Source organism: Membranihabitans marinus, from assembly GCF_021729155.1.
Lineage (GTDB): Bacteria > Bacteroidota > Bacteroidia > Chitinophagales > Saprospiraceae > Membranihabitans > Membranihabitans marinus.
This window is the reverse complement of sequence record NZ_JAJQYA010000029.1, coordinates 1-15315: the sequence shown is the minus strand read 5'-3', so window position 1 is coordinate 15315 and position 15315 is coordinate 1. Positions and strand designations below refer to the sequence as shown.

The window sequence follows — 15315 nt, the reverse complement described above, 5'->3', positions numbered from 1 at the left end:
ACAAAACACAAACTACATAATAATGAATACTACATCTCAACAATTAGATCGAATCAATGGAGGAGACTTTATTGTAAATCAAGAAGATACAAACGTTTTGTTTTTTCCTGAATTTGCTAGTGAAGAACAATTATTGATTGTTGAATCCCTGTCTAATTATATTGACTCTAAGATTAAACCTAAACTAAAGCTAATAGAAAAAGGAGAATTCTATCACTCGGTTAATATCTTGGAAGAAATGGGTGAAATGGGATTTTTAGGAATCCATATGCCAGAACAATTCGGGGGGATGGAAATGGATGAAAATACCGATATTTTGGTCAATGAATTATTTGGCCCCCTTCACTCCTTTAATGTAAGTTATTCAGTACAAGTAGGTATTGGGATGTTGCCTATATTGTATTTTGGAAGTCCCGCTCAGAAGCAACACTATCTCTCCAAGATTATTTCTGGTGAAATGAAGTCGGCATACTGCTTAACAGAACCAACTTCAGGATCTGACGCTCTCTCCGCTAAAACCAAAGCTGTATTATCTGAAGATGGTAAACACTATGTCTTAAACGGTCAAAAAATGTGGATTTCCAATAGTGGATTCGCCGATGTGTTTATTGTATTTGCTCAGGTCGATGGGAAACACTTTACCGGCTTTATAGTCGATGGTCATACCGACGGGATTACCTTGGGAAATGAGGAAGATAAAATGGGTATTCACGGATCTTCTACCAGACAAGTATTTTTTGAGAATGTAAAGGTTCCTGTCGAAAATGTATTGGGAGAAATCGGTCAAGGTCATAAAATAGCCTTTAATGTACTCAATATAGGTCGGTTAAAATTAAGTGTGCTTTGTGTGGCTGGGTCAAAAAATCTGAATAACCTATCGATTCAATATGCCAATGACAGAAAACAATTCAATACTCCAATTTCCAATTTTGGGGCGATTAAAAATAAAATTGCAGAACAAGTTATTCGCACCTTTGCTGGAGAATCAGCCATATATAGAACCTCTAGTGCCCTCAATGCAATGGCAGAATCGTTGAAATCTTCAGGTGTTTCTTATGGTGATGCCAAATTACAGGCTGCACAAGAATATGCCATTGAATGCGCCATTTTAAAAGTATATGGATCTGAAGTAATTGATTTTGTAGTAGATGAAGCCGTACAAATTCATGGAGGTATGGGATTCTCTGAAGAATCTGAAGTTTCTATGGCCTATCGAAATGCTAGAATAAATAGAATATTTGAAGGTACTAATGAGATCAATAGATTGCTCTGCATCAATATGTTGGTTAAGAATATTCAAAAGGGGGATATAAACTTAGGTGCTGGAATAGAGAAACTAACCCAATCATTGACCCAAACTACTGACAACAGTGCTTCTCTCCCCCACTTAAAAGAGGAATTTAACGGGGTGCAAAGCTTTAAAAATCAACTTATGTTGCTGATTACAGCTTTGTTTAAAGAACAACAAGAAGGTCGATTTGATCTCAATGATTCCCAAGAAGTAGTCATGAATTTAGCCGATATTCTTATTGACATATACGTAGCTGAATCACTGGCTTTGCGTGTTTACAAATTAAAATCAAGTGGTATCGATACGGTAGCTGGTCTCCAAGAATCCATACTTAAAGTATTTTTACACGATGCTAAATTTAGAATTGTAAAGAATGCCATCGATGCTGCCGCTTCTGTTTTCACTGAAGAAACATTTAAAGATATACATCAAAAAATCGTTAGATTAGACTCATATAGTATTCAAAACGTATTGAGCCTTAGACGACAAATAGCTGACAAAGCCATTGAATTGAATCATTATCCAATGTAAATATTCATCATTTATATAAATATCATTGGGTCAATATTCATCCTTATTGATCCAATGATATTTTTCCTATCTCACTCCAGTGTCTGTAAAAGAGCATGACAATCTCCCAGTCTGCCAACCAATTCGATAACGATATTCTATATTACCTTGCTCCCACCACAGAAAACCACATAAATTCACACACCTATCATTATGGTAATAGAATCTCAAGTAAAGGTCTTGGCTGGCACTTCCCTGCGACGAATTCAATAAAGATCGATATCCGATCAGAAATTAAATGCTTCTTACCAACATTGGGTTAATCCAACCTCGATTGGACGTATTTTTGCTAAGTTGCAGTTAATTATTTTTAGATCTATAGATAATATTACCGTGCTTTTCAAATTATTTAATGGCAAAAATCATGACAAATCCATGAAAAAACAACATTGATTTACAGCCATATAATATCCGATTACTAATTTTATGGTAATTTCTCAACTGAAAAATTTATTTTAACTTACCAATTTATATATGGCAAGTCTATATAGTTATACGAATTACATTTATAATTAACGAAGACAATGGCTAAGAAAAATATTTTGCGAATCATCAGAATAGCCTTACTGACGGGAACTATAGTATCATTGTACTATGTGCCTTGGATATTGGTTAAAGCTTGGATAATGCCACTGCCGGATACCGTTCAAGAACAACTTGAAGAAGCCATTGATCATGGATTTGAAGGAATTGTGGTATATATAGATCAAGCTGGCATGACCCCAGAAATATACACTGCAGGATACCACGACAAAGCCAAGAAAATTCCAGCACGTCCCAATGCCTTATTTAAAATTGCCAGTATTAACAAGCTTTATATAGCGGTGGCCATTGCCAAACTCGTTAAAAATGGACGACTATCACTCGACCAAACCCTGGCTGAGTTTTGTCCAGAACTTTTGGGAAGAATTGAAAATGCTGATAAAATCACATTGAGAATGATGGTTCAACATCGCAGTGGCATACCCAATTATACCAATACCCATAACTATTGGGCCGCACCCAAAGAAAACAATCATGAAAAACTGGAATTAGTACTCGATTTACCCGCTAGTTTTGAACCCGACAAAGGTTACGAATACAGCAATACCAATTATTTATTACTTTCGGAAATTATGGATAAGGTATTGGGTTATGATGATTTTCTCTTCATTCAAGAAGAAATTTTAAATCGACTTAATCTAAAAAATACTTTTAAATCTTTGAGTCAAGTCAATATTGATGATGTCATGAGTGGTTACCACGTGGGACATCCAATTGATTTAAAGACAGACGAGGTAGGTATGATTGCTTCTGCAGAAGATGTAGGTATATTTTTAAGGGCATTAAATGACGGTTCATTGTTCGATGAAGGAGAACAGGAAATCTATTCCTCCATATATGTATACGACCATACTGGTTTAGTTCCAGGCTATCAAAACATTGCCCAATACCACAAAGAAATAGATGCTATCGTCATTCAATTTACTAGTCCAACTAATTTTGAAGGATACAATTGGAATTTGTCAGAAATTGTCTACAACCGAATTGTCAAGATCATAAAAACCCCAAAATATTAGACGATAAGAGTTTAAAGCACAACATCTTACACATCTTACCCATTACTAATTAAATATATAGAAATTTAGGTTTTGTTACTTATAATAAATTATCTCAAATTGATTTATCTTTGTCAATTACAAAATCGATTGGGTATCGCAACAACCTGATGAATAATCAACTGCAATGAGTAAAGAAAAAGACAAATTAGAGGGAGGAACAATGAATCGAGATTCTAATTCAGAAACTGATATAAATAAAGAGTTAACAACCAATTCTAAACCTTCAAAAATAAACTTAAACAAGAAGTGGCGCTCGCAAGATTTGGTACGTGAAGCCTACAATGAGACAGCGGAAAAGGGAAAAATATTAGTTAAAAAAGCGCTTAAATTATATCCGAATAATGTTGATGCATACTCGTATTTGGCGAGTATTGAAGACGATATAAGCAAAGCAATTATGCTTTATAAAAAGGCCATACAAGTGGGTGAAATAGACCTTGGGAAGGAAATGTTTATTGAAGATAGAGGTTATTTCTGGGGCTATGTAGAAACTAGACCATACATGAGAGCCAAAGCAGATCTTGCTGATTGCTATTATTCAATTGGAGAAGATGAAAAAGCCATAGCCATTTACGAAGAAATGTTGGAGTTAAATACTATGGATAATCAAGGAGTTAGATATATGCTATCTAATTTATTGTTGGCTTTAGATGATTTGTCAAAATATGAATCGTTTACGGAGAATATGGAAGATGAGAATTGTGCGGTATTGAATTTTAACAAGGCTCTATATGGTTTTAAGAAATGGGGAAATACATTAGAAACGAAAAAATGGTTATCAGAGGCCAATAAGAATAATCCCTATGTAATTGACTATTTATTAGGGGCCAAAAAAATGCCTGATTCACCTCCATTGTATATAGGAATAGGGGATGAAAATGAGGCGATAGCCTATGTAAATGATGCTTATGAAGTATGGGATGAAACGGATGGAAGTTTTAAGTGGTTAATTGATTTTAAAAAGAATAGATTGAGAAAGAAAAAATAGAATTCTGAGCTAAAACTTCACTATTGGAAAATTGTGAAAATACATAATTCAGTTTCCAGTTTTTCTTCAGAAATACCAAAATATATTGAAAACTGGCAAGTGAGTTTTTTACAATGTCTTCAGAAATATGGAAATGTAGGTATCGAAATTTAGGTGTATAATATTAAAAATTAATTATGTTTGCCCCTAATGAAGAATTTGAATGCCCATGAGTGAAAGATTAATTGAATTGCAATTTGCTCCCTCCCTACTCTACTTTTTATTGCTCAAGGAAACCACCTTTATAGAAGCACATGAAAACTACAATAAACGGAGTTTTAGAAACAAATGCTATATCAAGGGCAATCGCGGCTCTCAATGGATCATCCTTCCACTGGTTAAAGGCAAAAACAGACTACCTATACAAGAAGTCGCCATTTCTTACGAACATCGATATATTAGTAGTATCAAACACAGTCTTCAAACAGAATACGGCAGTGCGCCATACTATATGCATTATATAGACGATATAATGAATATCCTTGACCGAAACCATCAGTACTTATACGACCTCAATCTGGACATCTTGTCTTATTTATGCAAACAACTTGATGTTTCTATGCCCCAACAAACTACCGAATATGAGCATCAACCCAATCAAAAGGTAGACTATAGAGACCAAATCAAACCCCAACTCATGGACAAAAATCCTAGGCTATTAGAGGAACACGAGGTAGAATTTTATCATTTCGTACCTGGTCATTCCATCCTTGAGGTGTTGTTTAACTATGGTCCCGCCTCTGCTAACATAATCCAGCGTTTAACGCTTTCCGAATTTATAGGTGAATAAAAAATAGCTATAAAGCTAAAATATCAGCATTGATCTTATACTGCTTAATCAAGCGCTCGGCAAAGGCCTTGTGACCCCGGGGAGCAAATAAAATAAGTTTACTATTTTTGACATCGGCCAAATGATTTAACAACTTCCACTTGGTCACTAGAGGTTGTATGGAATCGGTTTTCATTGCAATATCAAAATAGTGCTTTTTCCCACTCCTTTTAGCTGTAAAATCGGGTAATACTTCCTTGTCTTTTTGTTTCTCTAGAAAAGATTGGGGATTTTCATAATCTGGTAAACTGGATCTAAAGTCTTTGAATCCTTTTCCTTTCGCTAATTCCACTGCTTGTGCAATGTACTTTGCGCGCTCTTCTGCAACTTCCATATATTATTCAATTTTTATTTTCACTAGACGAGAAACCAATCGGCAACTGTGTATATCAACAAAATATTGAACAATTAGTTCACAAAAAACTTTAATTAAAATATTTTAAAACATTGTAAATAAAGATGTTAAAATACGTAAAACATCATAAAAAAAAGGTATGTAACACAATATTTGCATTACATACCTTGTCAATATAGTGTGTCAAAATATCCTAAACTAAGTCGGTCACATCGATAGTAACTCCTAATCCTACTGCAATGCGTTGGCCCAATTCTTTGTCAGCGCGATAAAAATGCGATAATTGTCTTTCTATAATTTCGCTACGTCTTTCCGTTCCAATATTATTCATAAAACCAACGGTATTGTTTACCAAATGGGTTTTTTCTTCATCACTCATCAACCGGTATAAATTCCCTGGTTGAGTATAATGATCGTCGTCATCGTGATTTCTATCGAAATAAGCCACTGTATTCGATTCCAATTCATAAGGGATACCTTGTGCCCCTTCATCAACGGTCATTCCGTCAAAGCTATTTGGCCAATAATTAGGCGAATCACCTCCATTGTCATCAAATCTCATGGCACCGTCTCTGTGATAATTTTTAACGGAAAAAGGACATTTGTTTACAGTCAGGTGTTCGTAATTGACTCCTATTCGATACCTATGGGCATCGGGATATGACAATATTCTTCCTTGCAACATTTTGTCAGGCGAGAATCCAATACCATCGACCACATTGGTAGGAGCAAAACCAGATTGCTCAACATGGGCAAAATAATTGTCGGGAACTTCATTCAATTCCATCACCCCAACATCTATTAATGGGAACTGACCATGTGGCCATACTTTGGTCAAATCAAATGGATTCCATCTAAAGGATTTAGATTCTTCATCTGTCATGACTTGGATTTTCATAGCCCATTTAGGGAAATCTCCGTTTTCTATCGATTCAACCAAATCTCTTTGAGCGTGATCAGGATCTTTTCCTTTCATTTCCCCTGCTTGAGCATCGGTAAAGTTTTTAATTCCTTGAAGCGTTTTCATATGAAATTTGACATATACTCTTTCGTTGTTCTCATTGACCATAGAAAAGGTATGACTACCGTATCCATTCATATGGCGATAACTCAATGGTGTACCTCTATTGGACATAAGTATCACTACTTGATGGAGACTTTCCGGTGTATGAGACCAAAAATCCCATGCCATAGTTGCACTTTTACAATTCGTCTTAGGATCTCTCTTCTGTGTATGAATAAAGTCGGGAAATTTCTTAGGATCTTTAATAAAGAAAACCGGTGTATTATTTCCTACCAAATCCCAGATTCCATCTTCAGTATAAAATTTTAAAGCAAACCCTCTTGGATCTCGTTCGGCATCGGCAGACCCCTTTTCTCCACCTACTGTCGAAAATCGAGCAAACATCCTGGTCTTCTTACCCACTTTCGAAAAGATCTTAGCACGTGTATATTTACTTATATCGTGGGTTACCGTAAAAGTACCATAAGCTCCAGAACCTTTTGCGTGTACTATTCGCTCTGGAATTCTCTCTCTATTGAATGTAGCCAATTTTTCATGTAAGAAATAATCTTGTAATAATAATGGACCTCTTGACCCTACGGATTGAGAATCGTCGTAGTGACCAACCCTTGCTCCCGCCGCTGTACGTATCTTTTTATCATTAGACATAATATTAAAATATTTTTAGTGAATTAAACTAATGCAAGGTATAATATGCTAAAGATCTAATCAATCGAAATAATTTATTGGGCTATAAATATTGTTGATATTGTTATTTTTATATAAAATATGGAGTATTCAAATATCCAAAACCAATAATTTCTGGGATTTTCATTAGATTGGTGATTTTGTAATAAATAACTATTTATACTAGACCATATACTAATTAAACTATGAAAACTTTTTACGTATTTTTATTATCATTCATCATCAACACTCCCTTATCTATGGCTCAAAAAGCTTCTATAATTGCCCATAGAGGAGCTTCCTATATAGCTCCTGAAAACACCATGGCAGCCGCTCAACTTGGCTGGGAATTGGGTGCTGATGCCGTTGAGGTAGATGTGTATGTTACCGGCGATGGTGAAATAATTGTTTCACACGATAAAGATACCGAGCGAACTACAAATAAAAAATTGAAAATATCGGATACCGATCTAAAAACTCTCCAATCTTTAGATGCTGGGAGCTGGAAAGATAGCAAATATGCTGGAGAACCTATGCCCAGTCTAAGAGAGATAATGGCTGTCATCCCTTATGGCAAAAAATTAGTGGTAGAAATAAAATGTGGTGTAGAAATAATAGAACCACTAAAAGAATTAATGTCAGAATTAGAAGATCAAAGTCAAATTGTATTTATTGCCTTTGGTTGGGACGTCATCCAAAAGACCAAAGAAACCTTCCCCAACAATAAATGCTATTGGTTAAGCGGTAGAATAAAAGAAATTATGGCCAAGTGGTCTGATATTTTATCTTCAGGTTTGGATGGCATCAATGTACATTACAATGTTATCAATGAGGACTTTATGGCACAAGCCAAAAAAGATGGGATGCCGGTTTTGTCTTGGACGATTGACGATTTCACCTTGGCTAAAAAATTGACCGATCTTGGCGTTGTAGGTATTACAACCAATAGACCTGGAGTTATCCGATCTCAATATTTAAACGAATAATAAGGTTGCCGCGTTATTAGGTATGAAGTCAATAAGCTACCTTTGCAGTAGAAAATTGTATTGTATATTGAAGAATTACCTATTCTGTGGAACCATTATCTGAGCGAGTACGTCCTGAAAATTTAAATGATTTTTATGGCCAGAGTCATTTACTCGGTCCTAACGGTATTCTTCGTCGAAATTTAAAGGAAGGATACCTACCATCTATGATATTATGGGGACCTCCTGGTGTCGGAAAAACCACCTTGGCCAATATAATTTCACGAACCCTCAATCGGCCATTTCACATACTCTCCGCCATCGATACTGGAGTCAAACAACTGCGTGAAGTAATTGAAGCTGCCGCCAAACAAAAATCATATGATAAGCCAGCCCCCATATTGTTTATCGATGAAATACACCGATTCAGTAAAAATCAGCAAGATGCATTGCTCAAGGCTGTAGAGCAAGGAACAGTTACCCTAATTGGAGCCACTACAGAAAACCCCTCTTTTGAAGTGATCTCCCCCCTCCTCTCTCGTATGCAAGTCTATCGAATGTTGGAACTGGAGGAAGACGATATGAAAGCCATCATCGAAAGGGCTATTGCCATCGATACCACCCTTCAATCCTTAAAAATAAAAGAGATTAACTTCCATTTCTTATTTCAATACGGTGGAGGTGATGCTCGAAAAACACTGAACTTACTAGATCAAGTCGTACATAGCCAACCCCATGATACAGAATTGGTTATCAATCAAGAGACTATTACTCATGTGGCTCGACTCAATCCCTTGAATTACGATAAAAAAGGCGACCAACATTACGATATCGTATCTGCCTTTATCAAGTCGATTAGGGGCAGTGATCCCAATGCCGCTGTATACTGGCTAGCGAGAATGATAGCTGGAGGTGAAGATCCATTATTCATCTGTCGTCGCATGATCATTTCGGCTGCGGAAGACATCGGTCTGGCCAACCCCAATGCTCTTCTTTTAGCTAACAATTGTTATCAAGCGGTACACCATATCGGTATGCCTGAAGGACGAATACCCATGTCAGAAACAGCCATATATTTAGCAACTTCAGAAAAAAGTAATTCGGCTTATACTGCCATCAATGACGCATTAAAAAAAGTAAAAGAAACAGGGGCGATTCCCGTACCTTTACATTTGAGAAATGCGCCAACAAAATTAATGCGGGAAAATAATTTTGGAAAAGACTATCTTTATCCACATAATTTTAATAATCACTTTATTCATCAGGATTATTTACCTGAAATAATAAACGAAGAAATATTTTATACCCCACAGAATAATGCGACAGAATCCAAGTTAAAAAATAGACTAGAGCAATGGTGGGAAAAAAAACAGAAAAAATAGATGATTGACATATTAACTGAAGAATTTAATCTTATTGTTAATTCTGTAAAGCAATTCGCCGCAGAACATATAGCACCTCACGTATTAGAATGGGATGAAACCCAACATTTCCCTACCGAACTCTTCAAAAAAATGGGAGACCTCGGATTACTCGGTCTAATTGTTCCTGAACAATATGGTGGATCTGGATTGGGATACCACGAATATGTGGCTGCTATCAAAGAAATAGCCACTGTAGACCCCTCAATTGGACTATCCTATGCCGCTCATTGTTCCTTGTGTACCAACCACATCCTTATGTTTGGCACCGAAGAACAAAAGCAAAAATATTTGCCTGAACTTACTTCTGGTGACGCCATCGGTGCTTGGGGATTGACAGAAGCTACTACTGGTAGCGACGCTATGAGAATGTCGTGTACAGCCACTAGAGACAACGATTATTTTATCCTCAATGGGACCAAAACCTGGATTACCCACGGAAAATCCGCTAAATATGCTGTAGTAATCGCCAGAACTGGTGATTTGTTAGATAGCAGAGGAATGACGGCTTTTGTAATAAAACGTGGCACCAAAGGATTCACCGCTGGAAAGAAAGAAAATAAACTGGGGATGAGGGCATCTGAGACAGCCGAAATGTGTTTTGACAACTGTCGAATCCACGAATCACAAATACTGGGAAAAGAAGGCGAAGGTTTTATTCAAGCCATGAAAATCTTAGATGGAGGACGTATTTCTATAGCAGCTCTAAGCTTAGGTGTGGCCAATGGTGCTTACAAAGCAGCTTTAGCCTATGCCAAAGAAAGAGAACAGTTTGGAAAACCCATCATTGATTTTCAAGCCATAAGTTTCAAATTGGTTGATATGGCTACCCAATTGGAAGCTTCACAACTCTTAACCGATCAGGCAGCAAGTTTGAAAAATGCCAATAAAAGTGTAACCAAAGAATCGGCAATGGCCAAATATTATGCTTCTGAGGCCTGTGTGAGAATCGCTGAAGATGCAGTTCAAATCTTTGGAGCCAACGGATACACCAAAGATTATCCAGTTGAGAAATTCTACAGAGATTCAAAACTATGCACTATAGGAGAAGGAACCAGTGAAATTCAGAAAATCGTTATAGGTAGATCCATCATATCTGAATAAACTTTTATTAAACAAAGTCTTCCGAACGACGTTGATTCAAGATTATATACATTAACAGCTGAATATGACCATCATAGATCCTGAAAATTTTGAATCAGAAGTTATTCTCAAAAGCTATACTCAACCTGTAGTATTGGACTTTTGGGCACCTTGGTGTCGTCCTTGTTTACAGTTGATAGACAATATTGACCAAATTAAAGATAAATGGAAAAATGAATTCCATTTTTGCAAACTCAATGTCGATCAACATACAGACTTGGCGTTAGATTGGAAAATAAGAGGAGTTCCCAATGTAAAAATCTGGACCAATGGTTATGTTCTTTCTGAATTTTCAACAGCTTTGACCAAGGCCGCACTAAACCAGTATTTACATACGATAAAAGAAGAAATCCATCTATTAAACATCTATAAAACCACTACAAAATCACTGTCCTTACCCAATACTCCACACATTGAAACAGTAATAGATCCCGACAATATATCCACCGATAATCTGCTTCACCTATGTCGATGGTACCTGGTTCACGATACAGTACAAGCCATTCATTACATGGATCTAATGAGTAATGAGAATGAATTATACGATGCATATTTGTATTTAAAAGATCTTCTTGAAATGGTACAAATGCCCTATAGTGATCAAATAGTAGGCAGAAAAGTTTGGGCAGCCAAGAATGCTTTTCAGAAAAAAGATTACAAAGCCACCTATCAATTTTTATTACAAGGTCATCAAACCGCCAATACAACCCAAAAACAACAACTCACCAATTATATCATTGCACTAGGTCAATTTTTAGGAGATCAACATCAAGTACTGTCAATCTATAAAGTACAAATAGATAAAATATTTCTCCAGTAAATTTATTCACTCCGAAATAGCTCAACCTATCATATTGTATTAAGTATTAATATTACTAGTCCGAACTTCAAACAGTACAGAAGAAAGTCATATATAGACTAAAGACGGTGTTTGATTTAATTATTTTTCACTATTATTACGCCACGAAAAAAAACTTAATACATTGATACTTAAAATATCTTGTGAAGATCAAAAAGGTCTTGTACATAAAATAACTGGAGTACTATACCGATACGGATTAAATGTTTTACAAAACGATGAATACGTAGACAAAAACCTCAATAGGTTTTATATGCGAACAGCATTTAATTCTAAAGTCAATAAGGATGAATTGATGAAGGAAGTTAAAGCTTTGCTTCCCGAAGATGCTTACTGTGAACTTTTGGGTAGCCAACCACAGAAATTAGTGTTGATGGCCAGCAAAGAATATCACTGCCTCAGCGATATCATCGTTCGAGCAGAGTCTAAAGATTTAAATGCTGAAATACAATGTGTAGTATCCAATCACAAAGTATTATTGGATTTCGCAGAAAAATTTGACATTCCCTATTACTATGTAGATCATAAAGATATAACTAGGGAAGCTCATGAAAATAAAATCATTGATATCATCAAACAATATTCACATGATTATATTGTTTTAGCCAAATATATGAGGGTTTTAACCCCAAACTTTATTCATACTTTCAATAAAAAGTTAATCAATATTCACCATTCTTTTTTACCAGCTTTTAAGGGTGCCCGCCCCTATCAGCAAGCATATGAACGCGGAGTAAAAATCATTGGTGCCACAGCCCACTTTGTCAATGAAGACTTGGATGAAGGACCAATTATCGAACAAGATATAGTCAAGGTAAACCACGGCTACAGCGCCAAAGAAATGGCTAGATTCGGTAAAGATGTAGAAAAAATTGTTTTGGCTAGAGCACTGAATTTGGTATTGGAACACCGCGTATTTATCAATGGTAATAAAACCATTGTTTTTTAAGAAGTTTAATGAATTGTAACCTTATAACATCCCTTTATTACAGATACCTCCATCTCACGAAATAAAAAAACCTCTGTGGGATTACTCCCGCAGAGGTTGATATACTTTATCGACAATTTGGCATTAATTTCTTATTATCAATCCACTACGATCATCTTCTTCGTCGCTGTATGCTTATCTGTGGTCAGCTGGTAATACAATACTCCACTGCCTCCAATCTCAGTCGACCTAATTCTCACTTCATTGTAGCCCGCACTGTAGTCTCCCTTAACCGTCTTCATCAATCGACCCGATACATTGTATATCGTCATTACTGCCTCTCCCGACTCTGGCAATACAAATCCAATGATGGTCTCTCCTTTGTACGGATTCGGCCTGTTTTGATATAAGGCAAACTTGCCCCCATCTCCATTGAATCGCAAATGAATGTCTCTTAATTCACCCGCATCTCCATAGGCTTCCGTCTTCGTTACCAAGTCGTTCAAAGTAAGGATATCTCGCAATAAGGCCTCACTCTTAGCTTTTACCACTATGGTAAACAATACCTCATCTGCACCTGCACTCATTCCCTCTGAATCATTCCAACTCGCCGTCAATACCCCTGGTCTATACTTCAGATAATTGTCTTCCGTCATTTTCAAGGCCCCTGGCAATATCGATTCTACCGATACATAGGCATCAGCATAGTTCAATGTGTACTGTAATCCTCTGATGGCATCAAAATTGTCAGATCTCACATCGATATGATAGATCTCTCCACCCTTCAATCTCTTATCTGACATATTCAAATTCAAATTACCCGTTACACTTCTATTGCTGCTCGCAGGATCACTCGACAAATTAACATCACCGACCTTCACAGCGGTAAAGTCCACTCTTTCATCTCCAATCAATGGATTGATTTCGTAAACCTCATTATCTGTCTTCGATTCAAAGAACCTCCAACTCGTATTGTTGGCAAAAACACCTCTTGGATTCAATACCAGTTTTCGCAATTCCAATACATCTAAGGCTTCTATCTGACCATTGCCATTCACGTCTGCTGCAATACGCTTGTACTTGCTGTCCAATTCATTCTTCTGCAACACATGACTCAATATATCTATAATATCAGCCGTACTTATTCCATTCGAAAATCCAGTATTCTTACTCGGTACTATAGTCAAATCAGAGCCCTTCTCTAAGGAGAAACTATAATCCCCAGACTCTGACGTAGATAGCTTGATTGGACTCCATTGTCCCAATACCGCTTTGACATCTACTCCGCTAACCGCACTTCCCAACTCCGTCTTGATCTGACCGGATACAAGACTTACATCGCCCGTATTATCATCTACATTGCACGCAGGATCTATCGTCGCTACCACTACTTGGGTATAGGTCAATTCCTTCGTACTCGATGTCTTCGTGCCACACCAATCACTCATGATCCATGTAATCTCATACTTCTTCATCGTTGGGGCACCCACTACATCGTAGGATTTCACTTGCTTTCCTATTGCTACCAAGTTGCACAATACGCCTTCCAATTCAGGCTTAAGCGTCAACCTGCCTATCGTATCTGGGAAGTAGCTATCTGACAATGCCTCTGGCAAACAAATTGGTCCGTCCTGTGTCCCTAGGTCTTCCGGTAAATCAAACATACTCTCTCGCAATCCACAAGCTGATGCTACATTGATCACCTGCTCAAACGTCATACCAGATCCAGCTGATCCACAGCCGTCTCGGATGATAAAGCGACGAGTTATCGTCCCTTGATCACATTCATCTAGATCTACCCACACATCTTGTATACTCATGGCTGAACAATTTATACTCACCACTCCATTGATACTACTATGCAATGTCGTATCCAAGTATGTCGTCGTACTTACCTTGTTCACCCAATCTATTATTCCGTCATGTCCGATCACCGCTACTTGCTCTGTCTGTGATTCCTCCCCACAACTAATGTTGTAGTAATCAAAGTTCAAATCACTTTCCGATAATAAATTTCCTTCTTTATCTACCGCTCGGCCTTGATTATCCACATATGAAGTCAGATAATATCCAAATACATCGTTCATCGCTGCAAAAACACCATTTTCATCATTCTCACTTCCATTCTCTCCCAATGCTGCTGCACCTTCTACAATGTCTTTGTAGTATACATTATATGCCTCGCAGGTAATGTCCAAATCTGGCAATTGTCTCACGAGTTTCACACTGCTTTTGTCCTCTACATAAGCCTTCGAACTGCCGATACCAAAGTTGCAACAATAATCAAATACCGCCAACTCAACATCTACTCCAGCACATGCGTCTTCACAATGGAATGGAACCGATTTACTCCAGCCTCCTCCCAAATGAGCCAATACTTTACTATATCCAGGCTGGCCAAACAGATTGTCAAAGATTGATTCTAAATCTTTCAATTTCAATCTATTCCCATGTTCATCTACAGAAGAACAGTTTTCTACTATATAACCTGCAATCGCATACAAATAACCGTGAACTACTTTGTCTCCATTCAATTCACTATCTTCCCACAGCCATTTTATCTGATTGTGGTAGTACAACTCTACTTCACCTTCATTCAATACCGTCCCTAATCCAGCAACATCGTATTTCTCATT

At 37.0% G+C, this 15315-nt stretch carries 12 protein-coding genes; 9 read left to right on the top strand and 3 right to left on the bottom strand.

Annotated features, from left to right (window positions below; translation table 11 throughout):
* Positions 1-22 precede the first annotated feature (22 nt).
* The 4 genes from LVD51_RS15355 (at position 23) to LVD51_RS15340 (ending at position 5279) form a co-directional block, all read left to right on the top strand.
* Positions 23-1822, top strand: a complete 1800-nt coding sequence (locus LVD51_RS15355) for an acyl-CoA dehydrogenase family protein (RefSeq protein ID WP_236972241.1) — start codon at positions 23-25, stop codon at positions 1820-1822.
* 563 nt (positions 1823-2385) lie between these two features.
* The gene (locus LVD51_RS15350; RefSeq protein ID WP_236972240.1) at positions 2386-3420 is read left to right on the top strand and encodes a serine hydrolase domain-containing protein; all 1035 of its coding nucleotides are present in this window, start codon (positions 2386-2388) and stop codon (positions 3418-3420) included.
* Positions 3421-3586: 166 nt separating this feature from the next.
* Positions 3587-4450: a tetratricopeptide repeat protein gene (locus tag LVD51_RS15345; protein WP_236972239.1), complete on the top strand. Its 864-nt coding sequence runs from the start codon at positions 3587-3589 to the stop codon at positions 4448-4450.
* A 208-nt stretch (positions 4451-4658) separates the two neighbouring features.
* Positions 4659-5279: a WbqC family protein gene (locus LVD51_RS15340; RefSeq protein WP_236972238.1), complete on the top strand. Its 621-nt coding sequence runs from the start codon at positions 4659-4661 to the stop codon at positions 5277-5279.
* 7 nt (positions 5280-5286) lie between these two features.
* On the opposite strand, the gene LVD51_RS15335 is transcribed toward LVD51_RS15340, so the two are convergent.
* Both LVD51_RS15335 and LVD51_RS15330 read right to left on the bottom strand, forming a co-directional pair.
* Entirely contained in the window at positions 5287-5652 is a 366-nt protein-coding gene (locus tag LVD51_RS15335; protein WP_236972237.1) for a hypothetical protein, read from the bottom strand.
* 214 nt (positions 5653-5866) lie between these two features.
* A complete protein-coding gene (locus tag LVD51_RS15330; protein WP_236972236.1) occupies positions 5867-7345 on the bottom strand; it encodes a catalase in 1479 nt (492 codons plus the stop codon).
* Positions 7346-7569: 224 nt separating this feature from the next.
* Between LVD51_RS15330 and LVD51_RS15325 the strand changes: the two genes are divergently transcribed.
* The 5 genes from LVD51_RS15325 to purU all read left to right on the top strand — a co-directional run bounded on the left by LVD51_RS15325 (position 7570) and on the right by purU (position 12700).
* Complete coding sequence (locus tag LVD51_RS15325) at positions 7570-8349, top strand: glycerophosphodiester phosphodiesterase (protein WP_236972235.1); 780 nt, start codon at positions 7570-7572, stop codon at positions 8347-8349.
* Between the two features lie 86 nt (positions 8350-8435).
* On the top strand, positions 8436-9710 hold the full coding sequence (locus LVD51_RS20145; RefSeq protein ID WP_236972234.1) for a replication-associated recombination protein A: 1275 nt from the start codon (positions 8436-8438) through the stop codon (positions 9708-9710).
* Positions 9711-10853, top strand: coding sequence for an acyl-CoA dehydrogenase family protein (locus tag LVD51_RS15315; protein WP_236972233.1), 1143 nt, complete (start codon positions 9711-9713; stop codon positions 10851-10853).
* A 64-nt stretch (positions 10854-10917) separates the two neighbouring features.
* On the top strand, positions 10918-11712 hold the full coding sequence (locus tag LVD51_RS15310; RefSeq protein WP_236972232.1) for a thioredoxin family protein: 795 nt from the start codon (positions 10918-10920) through the stop codon (positions 11710-11712).
* 163 nt (positions 11713-11875) lie between these two features.
* Entirely contained in the window at positions 11876-12700 is an 825-nt protein-coding gene (gene purU / locus LVD51_RS15305) for a formyltetrahydrofolate deformylase (protein WP_236972231.1), read from the top strand.
* Between the two features lie 137 nt (positions 12701-12837).
* On the opposite strand, the gene LVD51_RS15300 is transcribed toward purU, so the two are convergent.
* Positions 12838-15315, bottom strand: a 2478-nt coding sequence (locus LVD51_RS15300) for a T9SS type A sorting domain-containing protein (protein ID WP_236972230.1), incomplete at its 5' end; no start/stop codon positions are given.

Coding starts and splice junctions, on each gene's coding strand:
- LVD51_RS15355 (WP_236972241.1), top strand. CDS start 23: ATGAATACTACATCTCAACAATTAGATCGAATCAATGGAGGAGACTTT.
- LVD51_RS15335 (WP_236972237.1), bottom strand. CDS start 5,652: ATGGAAGTTGCAGAAGAGCGCGCAAAGTACATTGCACAAGCAGTGGAA.
- LVD51_RS15315 (WP_236972233.1), top strand. CDS start 9,711: ATGATTGACATATTAACTGAAGAATTTAATCTTATTGTTAATTCTGTA.
- LVD51_RS15330 (WP_236972236.1), bottom strand. CDS start 7,345: ATGTCTAATGATAAAAAGATACGTACAGCGGCGGGAGCAAGGGTTGGT.
- LVD51_RS15340 (WP_236972238.1), top strand. CDS start 4,659: ATGAGTGAAAGATTAATTGAATTGCAATTTGCTCCCTCCCTACTCTAC.
- LVD51_RS15325 (WP_236972235.1), top strand. CDS start 7,570: ATGAAAACTTTTTACGTATTTTTATTATCATTCATCATCAACACTCCC.
- LVD51_RS15345 (WP_236972239.1), top strand. CDS start 3,587: ATGAGTAAAGAAAAAGACAAATTAGAGGGAGGAACAATGAATCGAGAT.
- LVD51_RS15310 (WP_236972232.1), top strand. CDS start 10,918: ATGACCATCATAGATCCTGAAAATTTTGAATCAGAAGTTATTCTCAAA.
- LVD51_RS15350 (WP_236972240.1), top strand. CDS start 2,386: ATGGCTAAGAAAAATATTTTGCGAATCATCAGAATAGCCTTACTGACG.